Origin of the sequence: Streptomyces sp. NPDC048254 (genome assembly GCF_043201895.1) — a bacterium.
Lineage (GTDB): Bacteria > Actinomycetota > Actinomycetes > Streptomycetales > Streptomycetaceae > Streptomyces.
Genome location: NZ_JBICZJ010000024.1, coordinates 146,081 through 164,582, shown reverse-complemented (window position 1 = coordinate 164,582; position 18,502 = coordinate 146,081). Strand labels below are relative to the sequence as shown.

At 70.9% G+C, this 18,502-nt stretch carries 19 protein-coding genes and 1 pseudogene; 11 read left to right on the top strand and 9 right to left on the bottom strand.

Features of this window, described 5'->3' with window-relative positions; translation table 11 throughout:
- Positions 1-355 precede the first annotated feature (355 nt).
- Positions 356-1,180 carry a helix-turn-helix domain-containing protein gene (locus ACGFZQ_RS44985; RefSeq protein ID WP_393845344.1) on the bottom strand — a complete coding sequence of 275 codons (825 nt, stop codon included), beginning with the start codon at positions 1,178-1,180 and terminating at the stop codon, positions 356-358.
- A gap of 134 nt (positions 1,181-1,314) precedes the next feature.
- Between ACGFZQ_RS44985 and ACGFZQ_RS44980 the strand changes: the two genes are divergently transcribed.
- Positions 1,315-2,022 (top strand): alpha/beta fold hydrolase, encoded by a 708-nt coding sequence (locus ACGFZQ_RS44980; protein WP_393845348.1) that lies wholly within the window; start codon positions 1,315-1,317, stop codon positions 2,020-2,022.
- Between the two features lie 54 nt (positions 2,023-2,076).
- A complete protein-coding gene (locus ACGFZQ_RS44975; RefSeq protein WP_393845343.1) occupies positions 2,077-2,442 on the top strand; it encodes a DUF4440 domain-containing protein in 366 nt (121 codons plus the stop codon).
- A gap of 14 nt (positions 2,443-2,456) precedes the next feature.
- On the opposite strand, the gene ACGFZQ_RS44970 is transcribed toward ACGFZQ_RS44975, so the two are convergent.
- Complete coding sequence (locus ACGFZQ_RS44970) at positions 2,457-3,332, bottom strand: undecaprenyl-diphosphate phosphatase (protein WP_382530270.1); 876 nt, start codon at positions 3,330-3,332, stop codon at positions 2,457-2,459.
- A gap of 280 nt (positions 3,333-3,612) precedes the next feature.
- Between ACGFZQ_RS44970 and ACGFZQ_RS44965 the strand changes: the two genes are divergently transcribed.
- The 4 genes from ACGFZQ_RS44965 to ACGFZQ_RS44950 all read left to right on the top strand — a co-directional run bounded on the left by ACGFZQ_RS44965 (position 3,613) and on the right by ACGFZQ_RS44950 (position 7,809).
- A complete protein-coding gene (locus ACGFZQ_RS44965; RefSeq protein ID WP_393845342.1) occupies positions 3,613-4,806 on the top strand; it encodes a Gfo/Idh/MocA family protein in 1,194 nt (397 codons plus the stop codon).
- On the top strand, positions 4,803-5,732 hold the full coding sequence (locus tag ACGFZQ_RS44960; protein ID WP_393845341.1) for a PmoA family protein: 930 nt from the start codon (positions 4,803-4,805) through the stop codon (positions 5,730-5,732). The genes ACGFZQ_RS44965 and ACGFZQ_RS44960 overlap by 4 nt, the downstream gene beginning before the upstream one ends.
- On the top strand, positions 5,729-6,454 hold the full coding sequence (locus tag ACGFZQ_RS44955) for a cupin domain-containing protein (protein WP_393845340.1): 726 nt from the start codon (positions 5,729-5,731) through the stop codon (positions 6,452-6,454). Before ACGFZQ_RS44960 ends, ACGFZQ_RS44955 begins: the two co-directional genes overlap by 4 nt.
- 185 nt (positions 6,455-6,639) lie before the next feature.
- Entirely contained in the window at positions 6,640-7,809 is a 1,170-nt protein-coding gene (locus tag ACGFZQ_RS44950; RefSeq protein WP_393845339.1) for a thiolase family protein, read from the top strand.
- Positions 7,810-7,943: 134 nt separating this feature from the next.
- On the opposite strand, the pseudogene ACGFZQ_RS44945 reads toward ACGFZQ_RS44950, so the two are convergent.
- A pseudogene (locus ACGFZQ_RS44945) lies at positions 7,944-8,144 on the bottom strand (transposase family protein); the annotation flags it as partial.
- Positions 8,145-8,398: 254 nt separating this feature from the next.
- Between ACGFZQ_RS44945 and ACGFZQ_RS44940 the strand changes: the two are divergent.
- Positions 8,399-8,794, top strand: coding sequence for a VOC family protein (locus tag ACGFZQ_RS44940; RefSeq protein WP_393845338.1), 396 nt, complete (start codon positions 8,399-8,401; stop codon positions 8,792-8,794).
- 195 nt (positions 8,795-8,989) lie between these two features.
- Here the strand turns inward: ACGFZQ_RS44940 and ACGFZQ_RS44935 are convergent, their stop codons facing one another.
- The gene (locus ACGFZQ_RS44935; protein WP_393845337.1) at positions 8,990-9,430 is read right to left on the bottom strand and encodes a MarR family winged helix-turn-helix transcriptional regulator; all 441 of its coding nucleotides are present in this window, start codon (positions 9,428-9,430) and stop codon (positions 8,990-8,992) included.
- Between the two features lie 70 nt (positions 9,431-9,500).
- Here ACGFZQ_RS44935 and ACGFZQ_RS44930 point away from each other — a divergent pair, with 70 nt between their 5' ends.
- On the top strand, positions 9,501-9,875 hold the full coding sequence (locus tag ACGFZQ_RS44930) for a cupin domain-containing protein (RefSeq protein WP_393845336.1): 375 nt from the start codon (positions 9,501-9,503) through the stop codon (positions 9,873-9,875).
- A gap of 375 nt (positions 9,876-10,250) precedes the next feature.
- On the opposite strand, the gene ACGFZQ_RS44925 is transcribed toward ACGFZQ_RS44930, so the two are convergent.
- Complete coding sequence (locus tag ACGFZQ_RS44925) at positions 10,251-11,012, bottom strand: TVP38/TMEM64 family protein (protein WP_393845335.1); 762 nt, start codon at positions 11,010-11,012, stop codon at positions 10,251-10,253.
- A gap of 333 nt (positions 11,013-11,345) precedes the next feature.
- Between ACGFZQ_RS44925 and tuf the strand changes: the two genes are divergently transcribed.
- Both tuf and ACGFZQ_RS44915 read left to right on the top strand, forming a co-directional pair.
- Positions 11,346-12,515: an elongation factor Tu gene (gene tuf, locus ACGFZQ_RS44920; protein ID WP_393845334.1), complete on the top strand. Its 1,170-nt coding sequence runs from the start codon at positions 11,346-11,348 to the stop codon at positions 12,513-12,515.
- A 40-nt stretch (positions 12,516-12,555) separates the two neighbouring features.
- Complete coding sequence (locus tag ACGFZQ_RS44915; protein WP_382530290.1) at positions 12,556-13,401, top strand: spermidine synthase; 846 nt, start codon at positions 12,556-12,558, stop codon at positions 13,399-13,401.
- On the opposite strand, the gene ACGFZQ_RS44910 is transcribed toward ACGFZQ_RS44915, so the two are convergent.
- Both ACGFZQ_RS44910 and ACGFZQ_RS44905 read right to left on the bottom strand, forming a co-directional pair.
- The gene (locus tag ACGFZQ_RS44910) at positions 13,363-14,673 is read right to left on the bottom strand and encodes an MFS transporter (RefSeq protein WP_393845333.1); all 1,311 of its coding nucleotides are present in this window, start codon (positions 14,671-14,673) and stop codon (positions 13,363-13,365) included. The genes ACGFZQ_RS44915 and ACGFZQ_RS44910 overlap by 39 nt on opposite strands.
- A 69-nt stretch (positions 14,674-14,742) precedes the next feature.
- Complete coding sequence (locus ACGFZQ_RS44905) at positions 14,743-15,756, bottom strand: hypothetical protein (RefSeq protein WP_393845332.1); 1,014 nt, start codon at positions 15,754-15,756, stop codon at positions 14,743-14,745.
- Positions 15,757-15,913: 157 nt separating this feature from the next.
- On the opposite strand from ACGFZQ_RS44905, the gene ACGFZQ_RS44900 reads away from it, so the two are divergent.
- Entirely contained in the window at positions 15,914-16,351 is a 438-nt protein-coding gene (locus tag ACGFZQ_RS44900; RefSeq protein ID WP_393845347.1) for a DUF4442 domain-containing protein, read from the top strand.
- A gap of 174 nt (positions 16,352-16,525) precedes the next feature.
- Here ACGFZQ_RS44900 and ACGFZQ_RS44895 read toward each other — a convergent pair whose 3' ends face one another.
- Entirely contained in the window at positions 16,526-17,356 is an 831-nt protein-coding gene (locus ACGFZQ_RS44895; protein ID WP_351733991.1) for an alpha/beta hydrolase, read from the bottom strand.
- 133 nt (positions 17,357-17,489) lie between these two features.
- Entirely contained in the window at positions 17,490-18,338 is an 849-nt protein-coding gene (locus ACGFZQ_RS44890; protein ID WP_393845331.1) for an alpha/beta hydrolase, read from the bottom strand.
- Positions 18,339-18,502 lie beyond the last annotated feature (164 nt).

Genomic DNA, 18,502 nt, shown 5'->3' with positions numbered 1-18,502 from the left:
TCGCGTCGTACGACCAGGCGGTGGAATCGAACTCCAGCGAGTACGCCGAGGACGTGCTCGACGAACCGTGCGACGACGAGGTGCCGGCGAAGGCCTCGCCTGCCACGCCCTCGGCGATTCCGAACGCGGCTACGGCTGCGGCGCTCCGGATAACGGTTCTGCGGTTGATGTCCACCCGTAGACCTCCTTGTACAGCGGATTACGTGGTCACAGCCGTACCTGCGCACCGCCCGGCGGCATCGCGGGCAGGTCGGGCTGTGCGGCTCGTTCGAATCCCAGACTGTAGGCAAGGAGGCGCAGGATTGTTAACGATTTTGATGATTATTTTGTTAGAAGGTATCTGCGTCCGGGGTGCTCACACCACGGTCGTCGCGGAGGCAAGCAACGCCAGCTTCTCGGCGCTGTCGGTGTCCGGGGCCGGGTGGTAGATGACGAGGGTCTGGCCGGTCGTGCCGGTGACGGTCAGGCGTTCGCGGTTCAGGCGCAGGCGGCCGACCTGGGGGTGGTCGATGTGTTTGGCCGCGCCCTCGCACGCGGCCACGTCGTGGCGGGCCCAGAGCCGGCTGAAGTGGGGGCTCGCGAGGGAGAGTTCGCCGACGAGTTCGATGACACGGGGGTCGTCCGCGTCGGTCCCGACGGACCGGCGGAAACCGGCGATCATGCCGGCGCCCGCGTTCGCCCAGTCCGGGTGGAGGGCCGGCTCGGCGGGGTCGAGGAAGGTGTCCCGCAGCCGGTTGGCGCCGACCGTGAGCCGCGGTGACAACGCGGTCGCCAGGGCGTTCACGGCGAGCACGTCGAAGTAGCGGCCCTCGACGAGCGCGGGCAGCGGGAGGGCGGCGACCAGCTGGGCGACGCCGGGCGGAACCGTCTCCTTCCGGCGGCGGCGCCGGCGTAGGCGGGGCTCTGCGGCGCCGAGGCTCAGCAGATAGGCCGTCGCGGCCTCGTCGAGGCGCAGCACCCGGCCGAGGGACTCCAGGACCTGTACGGAGGGGTTGCGGTCGCGGCCCTGTTCCAGGCGCAGGTAGTAGTCGGCGCTGATCCCGGCCAGCATCGCCACCTCCTCCCGGCGCAGGCCCGGCACCCGCCGTACCCCGAGCACGGGGATGCCGACCTGCTCGGGCGTGACGAGCTCGCGGCGGGCCCGTACGTACGCGCCCAGCAGGTTCGGTTCGTCGGTCACCCCGCCACCGTAACGCGGGGCGTCGCGCCCCTGCCTGGTCCTGTCACCCCCAGGATCAGCGGGGCTCTGCCCCGGCCGGAGCGGGCGCGGGAGCGTGATCGGTGACGGTCATGACCACAGTGAGGAGCGAGATCATGTCGACGTATCTGCTGGTGCACGGCGCCTGGCACAGCGGAGAGTGCTGGAAGCGGGTCGTCCCGAGGCTGACGGCGGCCGGACACCGGGTGTTCGCGCCGTCGCTGACCGGGCACGGCGAGAAAGCGCATCTGCTCGGCCCCGAGGTCGGCCTCGACACCCACGTCGACGACGTCGTGGGGCTGATCACGGACGAGGCCCTGACCGACGTCGTACTCGTCGGACACAGCTACGCCGGGCTGGTCGTCTCGTCCGTCGCCAACCAGGTCCCCGACCGCGTCGGGCACCTGGTGTATCTCGACGCGATGGTCCCGGAGCACGGCGAGAGCGCCGCCGACGCCCAGCCCGTGAGCCAGGTGCTGATCGACCGGGCCCTGGCCTCCGGCAGCGGCTGGCGGGTTCCGCCGCTGCCCGAACTACCGCCGCCGCACGGCCTGTTCGGGGTGACCGATCCGGCGGACGTGGCCTGGCTGCGCACGATGCTGACCGACGAGTCGGTGCGCTGCCTCCAGCAGCCGGTGCGGCTGGACAACCCGGCCGTGCACACGATCCCCCGGACCCACATCCACTGCGTCGCCGACGTACCGGAAGGCATCGTCCGCCGCCCGGTCCCCGCGACGGAACAGGCGTGGCGACTGCCCACCGGCCACGACTGCATGATCACCATGCCGGCGGAACTCGCGGAACTCCTGCTCAAGCTCGGCTGATCCCGAGGGCGATATTCGCTGTGCCGGGGCGCTGCGAGGCCGTAGCCTCCCCGCATGACGGACCAGGACGAGTACGCGGTACAGGCGGCCATCGACGGGGAGCTGCGGCTTCTCGATCCCGAGGTGCGTGCCTCCCCGGACCTCGTCCTGGAGCTCCTCGACCCGGGGTTCACCGAGTTCGGGGCGTCCGGCCGCCGCTGGGACGCGGTGTCGATCCTCACGGTGACCAGCGACGGTTCGGTGTCCGCGGAGTCGCCGGTCCAGGTGAGCGAGATGTCCGGGACCGTGCTCGCACCGGGCCTCGTCCACCTGACGTACTTCGCGGACAACCAGGGTCGCCGGGTCTGGCGCAGCTCCCTGTGGCGGCTGACGGAGACCGGCTGGCGGATGTACTTCCACCAGGGCACTCCGGCCGCCTGACGTACCGCCTGGTGCTAGCCCGCCGACTCCGCCGCGTGCGGGCTCAGCACGTCCGCCGAGACCAGGGCGATGATCACGATGCCGAGGGCGATGCGGTACCAGACGAACGGCATGAAGCTCTTGTTGGAGATCCACTTCATGAACCAGGCGATGACCGCGTATCCGGACGCGAAGGCGATCACCGTCGCGAACAGGGTCGGACCCCAGGCCACATGGCCCTCGCTCACCGAGTCCTTGACCTCGAAGGCGCCGGAGGCCAGCACCGCCGGGATGGCGAGCAGGAAGGAGTAGCGGGCCGCCGCCTCGCGCTTGTAGCCCATGAACAGGCCGCCGCTGATGGTGGCGCCGGAGCGGGAGACGCCCGGGATCAGGGCGCAGGCCTGGCAGAGGCCGTAGATCAGGCCGTCCTTCACGCTCAGGTTCTCCAGCGTCTTGCGCTGCTTGGGCGCCCGGTGCCGGCCGCCCGTCTCGTCGCGGGCTGCCAGCCGGTCGGCGACGCCGATGACGACGCCGACGACTATGAGCATGGTCGCCGTGATGCGCAGATCGCGGAACGGACCCTCGATCTGGTCCTTGAGCGTCACACCCAGCAGGCCGATCGGGATCGAGCCGACGATCACCAGCCAGCCCATCTTGGCGTCGTGGTCGCGTCGCATCGCCTTGTCGGACAGAGACCGGAACCAGGCCGAGATGATCCGCCCGATGTCCTTGCGGAAGTAGATCAGCACCGCGGTCTCCGTGCCGATCTGGGTGATCGCAGTGAAGGCCGCGCCCGGGTCCTTCCAGCCGGAGAAGGCCGCGGTCAGCCGCAGATGCGCACTGGAGGAGACGGGCAGGAACTCGGTCAGCCCCTGGACGAGTCCGAGGATCAGCGATTCAAACCAAGACATGAAGGTACGGCGTCCCAGGGGTGAGAGAGGCTGGCGGACGCGCGGGCGCGCGTGATCATGCGTGTGCAACGGCAGCGTAGCGGGCCGCGGTGACAGCGCGGACACAGGGGTTCGGCGGGCGGACAGGAGTGAGGGGGTGTTGACCGGCCTGGGCACCGCCGCTTACGTTTCCCCAGGAGAAAGCGCTTGCTCCCGCACATCGGGGTGCGTGTGCGGCGCACGTCGGGCGACGGCTCGCGCCCATCGTCGGTCCCCACCCCGAGGAGTGCTGATCACGTCCATGCCCCGCACGCCCCTTTCCCCATCTTCTGGCTCTTCTGGCTCCTCTGGCTCTTCTGGCGCTCCCTTCACCGGCCGCCGCATCCGGGCCGCCGTCGTCGGCGCCGGTGCCATCGGGCGCGGCTCCCACCTGCCCGCGCTCGCCCAGCTGGCCGCGGAGGGCGAGACCGAGGTCGTCGCCGCCGTTGACATCGATGCCACGGCCGTCGAGGCGTTCCGAGCCGAGGCCGGCATCCCGCACGCCTACACCGACCTGGACCGGATGCTCGCCGAGCAACGGCCCGACCTGGTCACCATCGGCACCCCGCCGACCCTGCACCGGGACCAGACGGTGGCGGCGCTGCGGGCCGGCGCCTGGGTGTGGTGCGAGAAGCCGCCGGTGCCGTCGCTCGCCGACTTCGACGCGGTCGAGGCGGAGGAGGGCACCGACAGCGGGCCGTACGCGTCCATCGTCTTCCAGCACCGGTTCGGCTCCGCCTCCACCCATGTGCGCCGGCTGCTGGCCGAGGGGGCGCTGGGGCGTCCGCTGGTCGCCCACTGCCAGACCACCTGGTACCGGGACACCGCTTACTACGCCGTGCCCTGGCGCGGCCGCTGGGCGACCGAGGGCGGCGGCCCGGCGATGGGCCACGGCATCCACCAGATGGACCTCCTGCTCGACCTGCTCGGGCCGTGGAGCGAGGTGCGGGGCATGGCCGCCCGGCTGGTGCACGACGTGGAGACCGAGGACGTCTCCACCGCCCTGGTCCGGTTCGCGAACGGCGCCCTGGCGACCGTCGTCAACAGCGTGCTGAGCCCCGACGAGGTCAGCCGTATCCGCATCGACTGCGAGCGCGCGACCGTCGAACTGACCCATCTGTACGGCCACTCCAACGCGAACTGGCAGATCACCCCGGCCGCGGGCGTCCCCGCCGCCGAGGCGGCGGCCTGGCAGGACTTCGGACCGGACGTGCCCAGCTCGCACCTGGCCCAGCTACGCGAGCTGATCGCCTGCATGCGCGCGGGAGAGCGGCCGCGCAGCAGCGGCGCCGACGGGCGCACCAGCCTGGAGCTGATCACCGCGCTGTACAAGTCGGCGTTCACCGACACGACCGTACGTGCGGGCGAGATCGGTCCCGGTGATCCTTATTACACGGCCCTGCACGGAGGCGCCCCGGGCTGGGCGCCGGTCGAGCGCGAGGAGGCGTCCGCGTGAGCGGTGAACTGCGGATCACGCACACCCACGGCGACCGGATCAGCGTGACCGAGCCGGTCACCGGGGTGCAGCTCTTCGCGTACGTCTACCGGCCCGAGGCGGCCTGGGAGGCCCCCAAGCCCTATCTGCACCCGATCCGCACCCTCGCCGGGGACGTCGTCACCGACTACCGGCCCAACGACCACCGCTGGCACAAGGGCCTCTCCCTGACCGCCTCGCACCTGTCCGGCGCGAACCTGTGGGGCGGCAACTCCTATGTCCACGGCGAGGGTTACCTCGTCCTCCCGGAGCGCGTCGGCTCGATGCGGCACGTCGGCTTCGACGAACTGTCGTCCGCGGACGGCCGGCTGGTCCTCGCGGAGCGGCTGACCTGGCATCCGTACGACGGGACGCTGTGGGCGCGGGAGCGGCGGCGCATCGAGGTCCATGACGTCGACCCTGAGTCCGGTGCCTGGGCGCTGACCTGGTCCAGTGCCGTCACCAACGTCCGTGACGAGCCGCTCCGGTTCGGCAGCCCGACCACCGCGGGACGCGAACAGGCGGGCTACACCGGCCTGTTCTGGCGTGGTCCGCGCGCCTTCCGGGACGGCCGGATCATCGGCCCCGAGGGCGAAGGCCCGGAGCTGATGGGCTCCCAGTCGTCCTGGCTGGCCCTGTCCGGCGAGCACGACGGCGTCGACGGCCATGCCACCGTCGTCTTCGAACACGCCCCGGAGAACGACCACTCGGGCGCGGGCGGCAGCCACCCCGCGCACTGGTTCGTGCGCAACGACCCGTTCGCCGGCATCGCCCCCTCCTGGGCCTTCCACGACGAACTCGAACTGGCCCCGGGGGACACCCTCCGGCGCCGCTACCGGGTCGTCATCGCGAACGGCGCCTGGGAACGCCCCGACATCGCCAAGTACCTGGAGGCGCATCCGTGGTGAGCGGTGGGGAGTCCGGTTTCGCGGGGCTGCCGGGCGGGGTCGCGGTCTCGCGCCTGTGCGTGTACGACTGGCCCGCGTCCGACGGTGTGCGCGGCGGAACTCCCCACCTGCACCTGGTCTGTTCGGAGGGGTACGTCGTCACCGGCGGCCGGGGTGCGGTGCAGACGCTCACCGCCTCCGGGTACCAGGTCACGCCTCTCACGCCCGGCACGGTCGCCTGGTTCACGCCGGGCACCGTCCACCGCCTCGTCAACGAGGACGACCTGCGCATCACCGTCCTGATGCAGAACAGCGGCCTCCCGGAGGCCGGGGACGCGGTGCTGACGCTGCCGCCGCGGTACCTGACCGACCCGGAGACGTATGCCTCGGTGACCACCGTCCCGGCGGACGCGCCGGAGGCCGAGCGGGAGCGGATCGCCCGGGCCCGCCGTGACCTCGCTCTGGAGGGTTACCGCGCCCTGCGCGAGGCCACCGGCCCGGAGCCGCTGGCCGCCTTCCACCGGGCCGCCGCCGCCCTCGTGCGGCCCCGGCTCGCCGACTGGCGGGCCCGCTGGGAGCGCGGCGCCCGGGCGGCCGCCGAGGCCACGGGGGAGCAGCTCGACCGCCTCGCACGGGGCGATGCAGGCCACCTCGCCGACGCCGTCGTACAGGCCGAACAGCCCTGTGAGCGGGGACGGTTCGGGATGTGCGGGCGGCTGGACGTGTACCGGCAGGGGCAGTAGGCCACAGAGTCACGCGGAGTCACAAGAGGCGGACGGTCCGGCGGCCGTCCGCCTCGAAGTCGTGCGCGGTCGCGGTCCGGGAGGCGCCGATCCAGGTGAGGGTTGGAATTTCCTACTCACGGAGTTATGGTGAGTTCGGTTTTCCTACTCACCGGTAATCGAGACTGGCAATCGAGGTCCCCGCGATGCGTGACGCAGTCATCGTCGAAGCCGTACGCACCCCCGTCGGGAAGGGCAAGCCGAACGGGTCCCTGGCGCACGTCCACCCTGTCGAGCTTCTCGCCCACACCCTGCGCACCCTCGTCGAACGCTCCGGCGTCGACCCGGCCCTCATCGACGACGTGATCGGCGGCACCGTCGACCAGGTCGGCGAGCAGGCCATGAACACCACCCGGTACGCCGTGCTCTCGGCGGGCTTCCCGGAGACCGTCCCCGCGACCACCGTCGACCGCCAGTGCGGCTCCTCCCAGCAGGCCGTGCACTTCGCGGCACAGGGGGTCATGTCCGGTGCCTATGACATCGTCGTGGCCTGCGGCGTCGAGTCGATGAGCCGGGTGCCGATGTGGTCCAACGTGCCGCCCGGCAAGGACCCCTTCGGTCCCGGCGTCGCCGCCCGCTACCCGGAGGGCCTGGTCCCGCAGGGCATCAGCGCCGAGCTGATCGCGGCGAAGTGGTCGATCAGCCGGGCGGAGATGGACGCCTTCGCGGTCTCCTCGCACCAGAAGGCCGCGGCCGCCTGGGCGGCGGGGCTGTTCGACGCCGAGGTGGCGGGGCTGGAGGGGGTCGGCCGGGACGAGTCCGTGCGGCCCGGCACCACCGCCGAGATCCTCGCCGGGCTCAAGCCCGCCTACTACGACCCCGGGTTCGCCGAACGCTTCCCGGAGATCGACTGGAGCGTCACGGCGGGCAACGCCAGCCCGGTCAACGACGGTGCCTCCGCCGTGCTGATCATGGCCGGCGAGACCGCCGAGCGGCTCGGGCTGCGGCCGCTGGCCCGCCTGCACGCGTTCGCCGTGACCGGCTCCGACCCGTTGCTGATGCTGACCGGCGTGATCCCGGCGACGGAGAAGGTGCTGCGCAGGGCCGGGCTGAGCCTCGGCGACATCGACCTCTTCGAGGTGAACGAGGCGTTCTCCAGTGTGGTGCTGGCCTGGCGGCAGGAGACCGGGGCGGATCTGGCCAAGGTCAACGTGCACGGTGGGGCCATCGCGCTGGGGCATCCGCTGGGGGCGAGCGGGACCCGGCTGACCACGACGCTGGTGCACGCGATGCGGGAGCGCGGCGCTCGCTTCGGCCTGCAGACCATGTGCGAGGCGGGTGGGCTGGCGAACGCGATGATTCTGGAGGCGGTCTGAGCATCGATCGGAGGGCGGGCGCTCAGAGGTCTCGTCTCGAAGTCCTTCGGGGGTCGACTCCGCGGATGGGATGGCGGGCCGTGACGGTTCGTGATCTTCGTCAGCTGGTGCGGCCGTGCTCCATCTGGAGCAGGATGCTCGCGGCCGGGCCGGACCGGCGAGACCCGGAGCGGCCGGCCGTCGGGTGCGGAAATGACCTGGACGTTGCCGTCGTGGTGCTTGTGCTTGCCCGACCACCACAGGTCGGCCTTGTTCGGGCCGGGGGCGGCGACGCGATCGGCACGGATGACGGTGCCGTCGAGGTTGAGGTGTGTAAAGCCGCCCGGCCGCGCGCTGCAGTGCGGTGGACAGGTCCGGGGCAGCAGCTTCGCGGGGGCCTCAGCAGTGGCCCGGCTGACATCGAGCACGCCGGTGTAGGTGACACTGGTCGACGCGTGAAGCCTCTCGGTACCCGGAACCTGTTCCTGCCAGGGGCTTCTCGCGTATCTGATGCCGGGTCAAGCCCGTCTGACGTCCCTGGTCGGGAAGATCCCGGATCTGTCGGACGGGCGGCATACTCTGAGCCCTGTCCGCACTATCGGGGAGAGTCATGACAAGTAGGTTCACCGAGTTGGCCGTTGACTGCCACGATCCGGAGAGACTCGCGGCCTTCTGGTGCGAGGTCTTGGACTTCAAGGTGATCGACCGGAGCGAGGGCAAGGTCGAGATCGGCTCCTGGGTGCCGACCGTCGAGGATGTTCGGGCCCGCCAGATGCCGCCCACCCTGCTGTTCATCCAGGTGCCCGAGGGCAAGACCGTGAAGAACCGGCTTCACCTCGACGTCAGCCCGATCGACGGCAGCACCGAGGACGAGGTGACCAGATTGCTCGGCCTCGGCGCCACCACGACGGATGTGGGCCAGGGCTCAGACCGAAACTGGGTGGTCATGGCAGACCCCGAGGGCAACGAGTTCGACGTCCTGCGCACCCTGGCACCGCAGAACTAGGGCGTTTTTTCAGATCATCAGATCGTTGGTCAGGCGTGCCATTTTCGCCGTGCCCCGGAACGAGGGTCTCGCACTGATCACACAGCACTAGGAGGATCCGTCGGCCCTCGCGCGGCAATCGTCCCGATCGTACGGGTCCCTGACTCACGCGACGTGATCCATAAGAGAAGCCCTGGGCCGCGAGCGGGCACCCGCTCACCAGGCGGGGCGGATCGGTCCCGGTGGCGCAATCCGGGTCAGGTCGGCGACGAGTTCGCTGAAGCGCGCCTCGCCCAGCGCCTCCCGCCACGGCGCGACGGCCTCCCGGGCAGCCTGGTCGGCGGCGCGAGTGGCGGCCCAGCCGGCCTCCGTCAGCCTCAAGAGCCGGGCCCGGGCATCGCGGGGGTGCGGATGCCGCACCACGTATCCCTTGCGGACCAGTTCCTCGACCAGCTGGGCGGCGGCCTGCTTGGTCACCCCGAGGTGCTCGGCCAGGTCGGCCGTAGTGGCGTCGCCCAGGGAGATGCGGACAAAGGCGAAACCGTGTGCCGGCCGCAGGTCCTCGAATCCCTGCTGGTACACGCGAGCGTGGATCTCCTGCACCAACTGTCCGGAGAGTGCCAGTACGACTGCGGAGAAGGCCAGAGCGTCATCCATGGGGTTGACTATAGGTCGTCAAGCTGCTTGTCTTTATGGACAAGTTACTTGTCTATAGGGGGAGGCCGGCATGCCCTTCATCCGAAGTCACGAGGCCGTCGTGCACGAGATCCACGGTGCCCGGTTCGTTTCCTATGTCCGTCCGGGCACGGGCAGCCGGGATCTCGCCGCCTGGCGCGGCGAGATCCCGGCCGGGACAGTGGGTCCGGCCCACGTGATCAGTCACGAGGAGACGTTCTACGTCCTGTCCGGTCGCCTTCGGCTCACCATCGACGCCGAGACCGCCGAACTCGGCGTCGGTGACGCGGCGGTGGCTCCGGCAGGGTCCGAGCTGGCGGTTGCCAATACGACCGACCAGCCCGCGCACATGTGGGTCACCACACGTGTCGGGCTCAGGGCCAAGCTGGCCGACGGCAACACCATCACGCCGCCCTGGGCCAATTGAGCCCACCGAGGGCCGATGGTCACGCTTACCGGCGAAGTAGCGCGGGCTCACGACGGTACCGGCAGGAGCCGCCCGCCGCCCGCCGCCCCAGGCCCGCCCGACAGTCTCGACCGCCGCAGAGCGCGAGCGGTTGGGACGGTGGCCTACGGCCACAAGACCGAGCACCGGCTGCGGGCCCGTGCGCGGATCGTCCTGCACGCGGCACGGGGGGCGCTCCAACTCACGCATCGCCTGAGAGACGAGCCTTCGCCTGGACACGGTCCGTGCCTGGCGGGGTCGGTTCGCCCACGGTGCGTCGCCGGCTGGGCGAGGACGCGCTCAAGCCCTTGCAGTACCGGCTGTGGATCTTCATCGTGGGCATCCGCAGCGTGAAGCTCATTTCGCGCGCAGGTGGTGGCGCTTCCGCCAGGCCAGTACCGCGCCCGCCACCGCCGGGACCACGATCGCCGCCACCGAGATCAGGAAGACCGGCGACGTCGGTGTCGAGGCCCGGGCGCCCGCCACGACGTACGCGGCGACGTTCGGGATCGAGCCCAGCCCCGTCGCCAGCAGGTACGGCGCGTAGCGCATCCGGGAGACGGACGCCGAGTAGTTCGCTGCCCAGAACGGCACGCCGGGGAACAGCCGTACCGCCAGCATCGAGCGGAAGCCGTGCTTGCTGAACTGGTTGTCCGCCGCCTTCAGCAGCCGGCCGCGCAGCAGCGGGCGCAGCGCATCCTGGCCGAGCATCCGGCCGAGCGCGAAGGAGATCCAGGCCCCGAGCAGGGTGCCCGCCATGGCCGCGCCCATGCCCAGCGCCGAGCCGAACAGCGCGCCGGCCGCCAGGTTCAGGAACGGCCGCGGCACGAACGCCACCGTGATCAGGCCGTACGCCACAGCGAAGATGACCACCGCGGTGGTGCCCTCGACCTGGGGCGGCCAGCCCTGCGTCATCAGCTTCTGCGGCTCGAAGAGCAGCACCGACGACGCGGCCGCCGCCAGCAGGGCGACGAGCAGGGACAGCCGGGACCACGGCGACAGCAGCACTCTTGTGCAGCGCGCGGTGAAGTTCACCGGACCGGACACGGCAATGGTCAGCTCCTCGGCGGCGGCCGGGGGTACGGCCGTGGCGGTGCCAGAGCGGTTGGCATCGAGCATTCGGTGACAGTAGCCGAAGCAGATGTGTGATCGCCGTATGGTTCCTGTCCATTGGGCGAAACCGGCGCCACGGAAAACCGTTCGACGTGCGGCGACGGATCGGCAATGATCTGCGTCATGTTCCGGTACGCCTTCCTCCTCGCAGCATCCGCAGCCGCGGATGCGCCGAAGGCTGCCGTGCCCGTTCTCCTGGCCGCTGTCGACGGCGCCCGAAGCTGACCCTCCCCGGATCGTCCGGCGGACCCCGCAGGGGGAGGGTCGGCGGTTCTCCGGGGTCCCCGCGTCTCGCCCCGACGAGACGCTTCACCGCAGTTCAGGCTTCGAGGTAGAGCCATGCCCAAGACGGCATACGTCCGCACCAAACCGCATCTCAACATCGGCACGATGGGCCACGTCGACCACGGCAAGACCACCCTGACCGCCGCCATCACCAAGGTCCTCGCCGAGCGCGGCACCGGCACTTTCGTGCCGTTCGACCGCATCGACCGGGCCCCGGAGGAGGCCGCCCGCGGCATCACCATCAACATCGCGCACGTCGAGTACGAGACCGACACCCGGCATTACGCCCACGTGGACATGCCGGGCCATGCCGACTACGTCAAGAACATGGTCACCGGGGCCGCGCAGCTGGACGGCGCGATCCTCGTGGTCTCCGCGCTCGACGGGATCATGCCGCAGACCGCCGAACACGTGCTGCTCGCCCGGCAGGTGGGCGTCGACCACGTAGTGGTCGCGCTGAACAAGGCGGACTCGGCCGACGAGGAGCTCGTCGAACTGGTCGAGCTCGAGGTCCGCGAGCTGCTCAGCGCACACGGCTACGGCGGCGACTCGGTGCCCGTCGTCCGGGTCTCCGGGCTCAAGGCGCTGGAGGGCGACCCACGGTGGACGGCGTCCATCGAGGCGCTGCTCGACGCGGTGGACACGTACGTGCCGATGCCCGAGCGGTATCTGGACGCGCCGTTCCTGCTGCCGGTGGAGAACGTGCTCACCATCACCGGGCGCGGGACCGTGGTGACCGGTGCGATCGAGCGGGGGACCGTGCGGGTCGGCGACCGGATCGAGGTGCTCGGCGCGGACGTCGAGACCGTCGTCACCGGCCTGGAGACCTTCGGGAAGCCGATGGACGAGGCGCAGGCCGGGGACAACGTGGCGCTGCTGTTGCGCGGGGTGCCCCGGGACGCGGTGCGGCGCGGGCACGTGGTGGCGGCGCCGGGGAGTGTGGTGCCGGCGCGGCGGTTCTCGGCGCGGGTGTATGTGCTGTCGGGGCGCGAAGGGGGTCGTACGACCCCTGTCTCGACGGGGTACCGCCCGCAGTTCTACATCCGTACGGCGGATGTGGTCGGCGACGTCGACCTCGGCGAGGTGGCGGTCGCCCGGCCCGGGGACACGGTGGAGATGACCGTGGAGCTGGGGCGGGAGGTGCCGCTGGAGGCCGGCCTCGGGTTCGCCATCCGGGAGGGTGGCAGGACGGTGGGGGCGGGGACGGTGACCTCGGTGGAGTGAGGCCGCCCCTGGGCAGGCACGGGCATCGCACAATGGAGAGGTGAACGAAGCCATACCCGTCGTCCGGGTCACCGATCACGGCACCGCCAAGCTCATGCCCGACGTCGACCGGGACCGGGCCTGGCTGCTGACCGTCGACGGGGCGCCCCAGTCGTACGTCGATCTCGACGCGCCGACGCATCTGGAGTTCGAGTACGCCCGGCGGCTCGGGTACGTGCTGGACGCGGTGGCGGAGACCGGGGCGCCCCTGGACGTGCTGCATCTCGGCGGGGGCGCCCTCACGCTGCCCCGGTACGTGGCGGCGACCCGGCCGGGATCCCGGCAGGACGTCGTGGACGCCGACCGGGGACTGCTGGACCTGGTCACCGAGCATCTGCCGCTGCCGGCCCCCACCGGGATCGCCCTGCACGCCGCCGATGCCCGGGGCTGGCTGGAGGGTGCGCCCGGCGACTCGGCGGACGTGCTGATCGCCGATGTCTTCGGGGGGTCCCGGATCCCCGCGCATCTGACCTCGCTGGGCTACGCCCGGGAGACCGAGCGGGTACTGCGGGACGACGGGGTCTACCTGGCCAATCTCGCGGACTCCGCCCCCTTCGACTTCCTGCGCTCCCAACTCGCCACGTTCGCGGCCGTGTTCGAGGAGCTGGCGGTCATCGCCGAGCCGGGGGTGCTGCGCGGGCGGCGGTTCGGGAACGCGGTGCTCATCGCCTCGCACCGGCCCGTCGACACCGCCGTGCTGGCCCGGCGCACGGCCGCCGACGTGTTTCCGGCGCGGGTCGAACACGGGCCCGCGCTGCGCCGGTTCGTCGGCGGGGCCGGGCCGGTCGGGGACGCGGACGCGGTGCCGTCACCCGAGCCCCCCGGCGGAACGTTCGGCATCGGGTGACGCCGGCGTCGGCTGTGCGGTGACCGGGACCGTGCGGCGGGTGAGCTTGCGGACGTCCGGCACCAGCAGGACCGCGGCCGTGACGGCGACGACCAGGCCCGCGCAGCCCCACAGCGCCGGACTCCGGCCGAAAACGTCCTCCGCGGGACCCGCCAGCGCGGTCGCCAGAGGCAGCAGGGAGACGGAGCCGAACCAGTCGTACGCCGAGACCCGGGAGAGCTTGTCCTCGGGTATCTCCTGGTGCAGCACGGTCATCCAGGAGACGCCGAAGACCTCGACCGTCGTCCCGGACACGAACATCACCACATAGAGGATGCCCACCGGGACGGGCACCGCCAGCGCCGCCGAGGGCAGGGCCAGCGGGAAGATGCAGAGGGTGCCGACGAACAGCAGCCGGCGGGGTTTCCAGCGGGTCATCAGCAGGGCCCCGGCCACCGTGCCCGCGCCGAAGGCGCCCAGCGCCAGGCCCCACGGGCCCGGTCCGCCCAGGCTGTCGCGGGCGACGAGCGGGCCGTAGACCGCGTCGGCCGCGCCCACCACCGCGTTCGCGATCGAGAACTGGACGACGATGCCCCACAGCCAGGGGCGCCCCTTGACCTCCTGCCAGCCCTCCCGGAGGTCGGCCAGCATCCCCTCGCCGGGGGTGCGCGGCGGGATATGGCTGACGTCGAGGAACGAGCGCAGTGCGCCGGCGACGGCGAACGCGGCCGCGTCCACCGCCAGCACCCAGCCGGGCCCCACCGCCGCTACCAGCGCACCACCGAGAGCCGCACCGCCGAGGGCCGCGCCCTGCATCGCGATCCGGAACACGGCGAAGGCGCGGGCCGCCTGCTCCCCACTCACCGAGGACATCAGCATGCCCTCGGCCGCCGGGCTGAAGAACGCCTGGCCGGTGCCGCCCAGCGCCGTGAGCAGCATCATCTGCCACAGCCGGGGGTCACCCGCGAGCACCAGGACGGCGAAGGTGCCCTGGGAGAGGAAGTTGAGGCAGTTGGCCGCGACCATCACCCGGTGGCGGGGGAACCGGTCCGCCACCGCGCCGCCGATGAGCAGGAACAGCACCAGCGGAAGGGTCCGGGCGGCGGCCACCAGGCCGACGTCCCCGCCGTCGCCACCCGCGTCCAGGACCGCGAACGCGGCGGCGATCAGCGAGCCGCCCGCGCCCAGGCTCGTCACGACCGCCGCCGCGGTCAGCAGGCTGTAGTTGCGGCCCGCCCAGCCGGGTCTGCGCAGGCGGGCGGGGGTGCCGGGGGCGTCGGAGGTGGAGGTCACCGCCTGACTATCCCCGCCGGGGGTCCGGCTTGCCAAACTGTTTGGTGGGCTTCAGGCCCCCTGATCAGGTCAGCTCGCGGTCGGGGTGCCGTGCAGCCGGACCGTGCTGAGGATCTTCATGATCGTCGCCGTCGGGACCTCGCCGCCGACGCCCTTGGCGCCGTAGAAGTCCCAGGACACCAGGTCGCCGGCCGAGTTCTCGAAACCGAACGTGATCGCCTTGCCGTCGCTCGCGCACTTGCCCTTCTGCGGGGTGTGCGCCGAACGCGCCCAGGCGTAGGCGCCCTTGAGACCGGACGCGGTGGTGTAGGCGGTGGCCTTCTTGTCGTAGGTGATGCTCTTCTTGTCCGGCTGCGTGTAGCCGCCGTACACCCACCAGGGGACCTCCCGGACAGCCGCGTCACCGCCGCCCTTCGCGCCGCTCTCGCCCTTGGTGCCGACCGCCGCGAGGGACGTGTCCTCGGTCCTGCCGTCCTTGTCGTCGTCGCTCGTGCACCACTTCGACTTGTACTGGGCGGCCCCCGACATGGTGACGATCGGCTTGCCGTCCTTGTCCTCGAAGCCGATGGACGTACCGGGGGTCAGCACCTCCCAGTCGGCCGGCACGTCGAAGGCCGTGCCCCACTTGGGGTTCACGACGGTCTTCCAGCCCGCGACCGTCGGCTTCTCGGTCTCCTGGCCGCGCGGGTTGTCGTCCGTCGAGGCGGACACGGAGACGGTCGGCGACGGTGTCGCCGACCGGGTCGACCGCTGGTCCTTCCCGCTGTCAGCCTTGTCGTCCTTGTCGTCCTTGTTACCGCCGAGCACCAGGAACCCGGTCACCCCGGCCGCCACGACGACGGCCGCGGCCGCGAGGATCGCGACCAGTTTCGTCCGGTTGCCGCCGCCCCCGCCCTGCGGTGCCTGCGGCCCGCCGGCCGGTCCCGGCGGACCCCACTGCGGTTGCTGCCCGTACCCGCCCGGCTGCGGATACTGCTGGTATCCGGGCTGCTGGTACGGATTCGGCTGCTGGTAACCCGGTTGCTGATACGGGTTGTTCTGCGGGTACTGCTCGCCCCCTGGCGGCTGCTGTTCTGGCCACATGGCTCGTAACCCTAGTGCCGCCCGCAACGTCTTACAGCCTTGGCGCCGGCGAACGCCCACGACACCAGGTCGTGGCCGCGATGACGACGATCTGCGCGCCGGCACTGTTCAGACTCTGCTACCCGTGAGTAACATGACCGTCATGAGCACAGACCAGATGTCGATCGGCGAGATGCTCGCCGCCACGGTGCCGATGGTGCGGACCCTCAACCTGGAGTACCTGGAGACCACTCCGGAGCGGGCCGTGCTGTCCCTGCCGGACCAGGGCGACTTCCACAACCACATCGGCGGACCGCACGCGGGTGCGATGTTCACCCTCGCCGAGTCGGCGAGCGGCGCGATCGTCCTCGCCGCCTTCGGCGACCAGCTCTCCCGGGCCGTGCCGCTCGCCGTCAGCGCCGAGATCGCCTACAAGAAGGTGGCTCTCGGACCGGTCAGGGCGACCGCGACCCTGGGCCGCCCGATCGCCGACGTCGTCGCCGAACTCGACGAGGGCAAGCGCCCCGAGTTCCCGGTCGCCGTCACCATCCAGCGCGAGGACGGCGCGGTGACCGGCGAGATGACCGTGATCTGGACACTCCGCCCCAACGGTTGAGCGATCGGAGACGCGCAAGTCCCCGGAGACCGAGGCGGAGTGGCGGGCCGGCCGACCGTCTGCGCCGAGCGGGCCGGCCTGCCCGTGGATTCCCCGCCGTACCGCCGTGCGCGCGCCTTCGTCCGCCCCCGGCAGGGCACGGGCCTGCCGGGGGAGTCCGCTCCGCAGCCCCGGCTACTCCTCGATGAAGGCGAGGATGTCGGGGTTGAGGACGTCCGGGTGCGTCGACAACATGCCGTGCGGGTAGCCGTCGTAGCTCTTGAGCCGGCCGTTCTTGAGCAGCTCGGCGGACTTCGGGCCGGCGTCGGCGTACGGCACGACCTGGTCGCCCGTGCCGTGCATGACGAGCACCGGGACCTCGATCTTCTTGAGGTCCTCGGTGAAGTCGGTCTCGGAGAAGGCCTTGATGCACTCGTAGTGCGCGTTGGCGGCGCCTGTCATGCCCTGGAGCCACCAACGGTCGATCAGGGCCTGCGACTTCTCGACCCCGGGCTGGTCGAAGTTGTAGAACGGCCCCGAGGGCACGTCGATGTAGAACTGGGCGCGGTTGGCGGCCAGCGCGGTGCGGAACCCGTCGAACACCTCGATGGGCAGGCCTTCCGGGTTGCTCTCTTTCTTGATCATGACTGGCGGTACGGCCGCGACGAGGACGGCCTTGGAGACCCGCCCCGGCTTGGCCAGCGCGACATAACGGGCGACCTCGCCGCCGCCGGTGGAGTGGCCGATGTGCACCGCGTCCTTCAGGTCGAGGGCGTCGGTCAGCGCGACGACGTCGGCCGCGTAGGTGTCCATGTCGTGACCGGTGGCGGTCTGGCTCGAACGGCCGTGGCCGCGCCGGTCATGGGCGATGACGCGGTACCCCTTGGACAGGAAGTACAGCAACTGGTTGTCCCAGTCGTCGGCGCTCAGCGGCCATCCGTGGTGGAAGACAATGGGCTTGCCGTCGCGGGGGCCCCAGTCCTTGTAGAAGATGATCGTGCCGTCGGATGTGGTGACCGTGCTCATTGCTCATCCTTACGTGAGGCCGGCCGGACCGGCCGGATCGAAGGGATCGGCCGGACCGGACGGTCCTGGGCGGGCGCTGATTCCGCGGCGAGAGGCATTGGCCGGTTTCGAGACGCGTCGGTCGCCCGCCGTCTCATCGTACGGACGAGGCTGCCGACTGGATCACTTTTGTCACGGCTGCCGGGTCCGACACCAGCGTGAGGTGCGAACCGCCCTGGTAGACGGTCACGTTGGACTTCGCGCGGCGCGCCATCATCCTCTCCGAGCTGGGCGTGATGATCTGGTCGCCGGTGCTGATGAAGTACCAGGAAGGGATCGTCTTCCACGCCTGGTACTTGGACGGGGTGTTGAAGGCCACCGTGGTCGCGGCGCGCTGGGTGGCCCACAGGCTGACCGCCCGGTCATGAGGCACACTGCTCGCGAACTTGGTGACGAACACGTTCTCCTTGAGGTACAGCGCGGACGCCTTGGACGGTGCGTTCGCGTACGGCACGGCGTCGTACAGATCGGCCGGCTTCCCCTTGGTCAGGACCGACGTCGAACCGCTGAGCTGCGCCGTGGTCTCCCCGACCGCGGGTACGGCGGCGTCGACGTAGACGAGTGCCTTGACGTTGGCGACTCCCTGGGCGGCGTTGGTGATCACCGAGCCGCCGTAGGAGTGCCCCACCAGGACGATCGGGCCCTTGATGCTCTTGAGGAAGTACTGGACCGTCTGCGCGTCGGTCGTCAGGTTCTCCAGCGGGTTGCCGATGGCCCGCACCGTGTAGCCCGCGTGGCGCAGGAGAGTGACCTCGCCGTTCCAGCTCGACGCGTCCGCCCACGCGCCGTGCACGAGGACGATCGTGGGTTTCGTCTGCTTGCCGGCTGCGTGTCCGGTGTCCGCCGCACCGCCCGGCGGGGCCGCGGCAGCCATGCCGGCGACGGCGATCGCGACTGCCGCCAGAGTCATCGGGAGATTCCGCCGCCGTGCGGTGGACGCCATCGGAAGCCTCCTTGTTCCAGCTTCTCCGGAGGGAACGCGTCGCGTGACAGGAAGGAAAGGCCGGCCCGCGGTCGGAGAAGAAGCCCGCGCCGGACCGGTGAACACGTCCCTGGCTCTCCACACGACGGTAGCGCCATGCCGCCGCATCAGCACCTGGGCCCGGC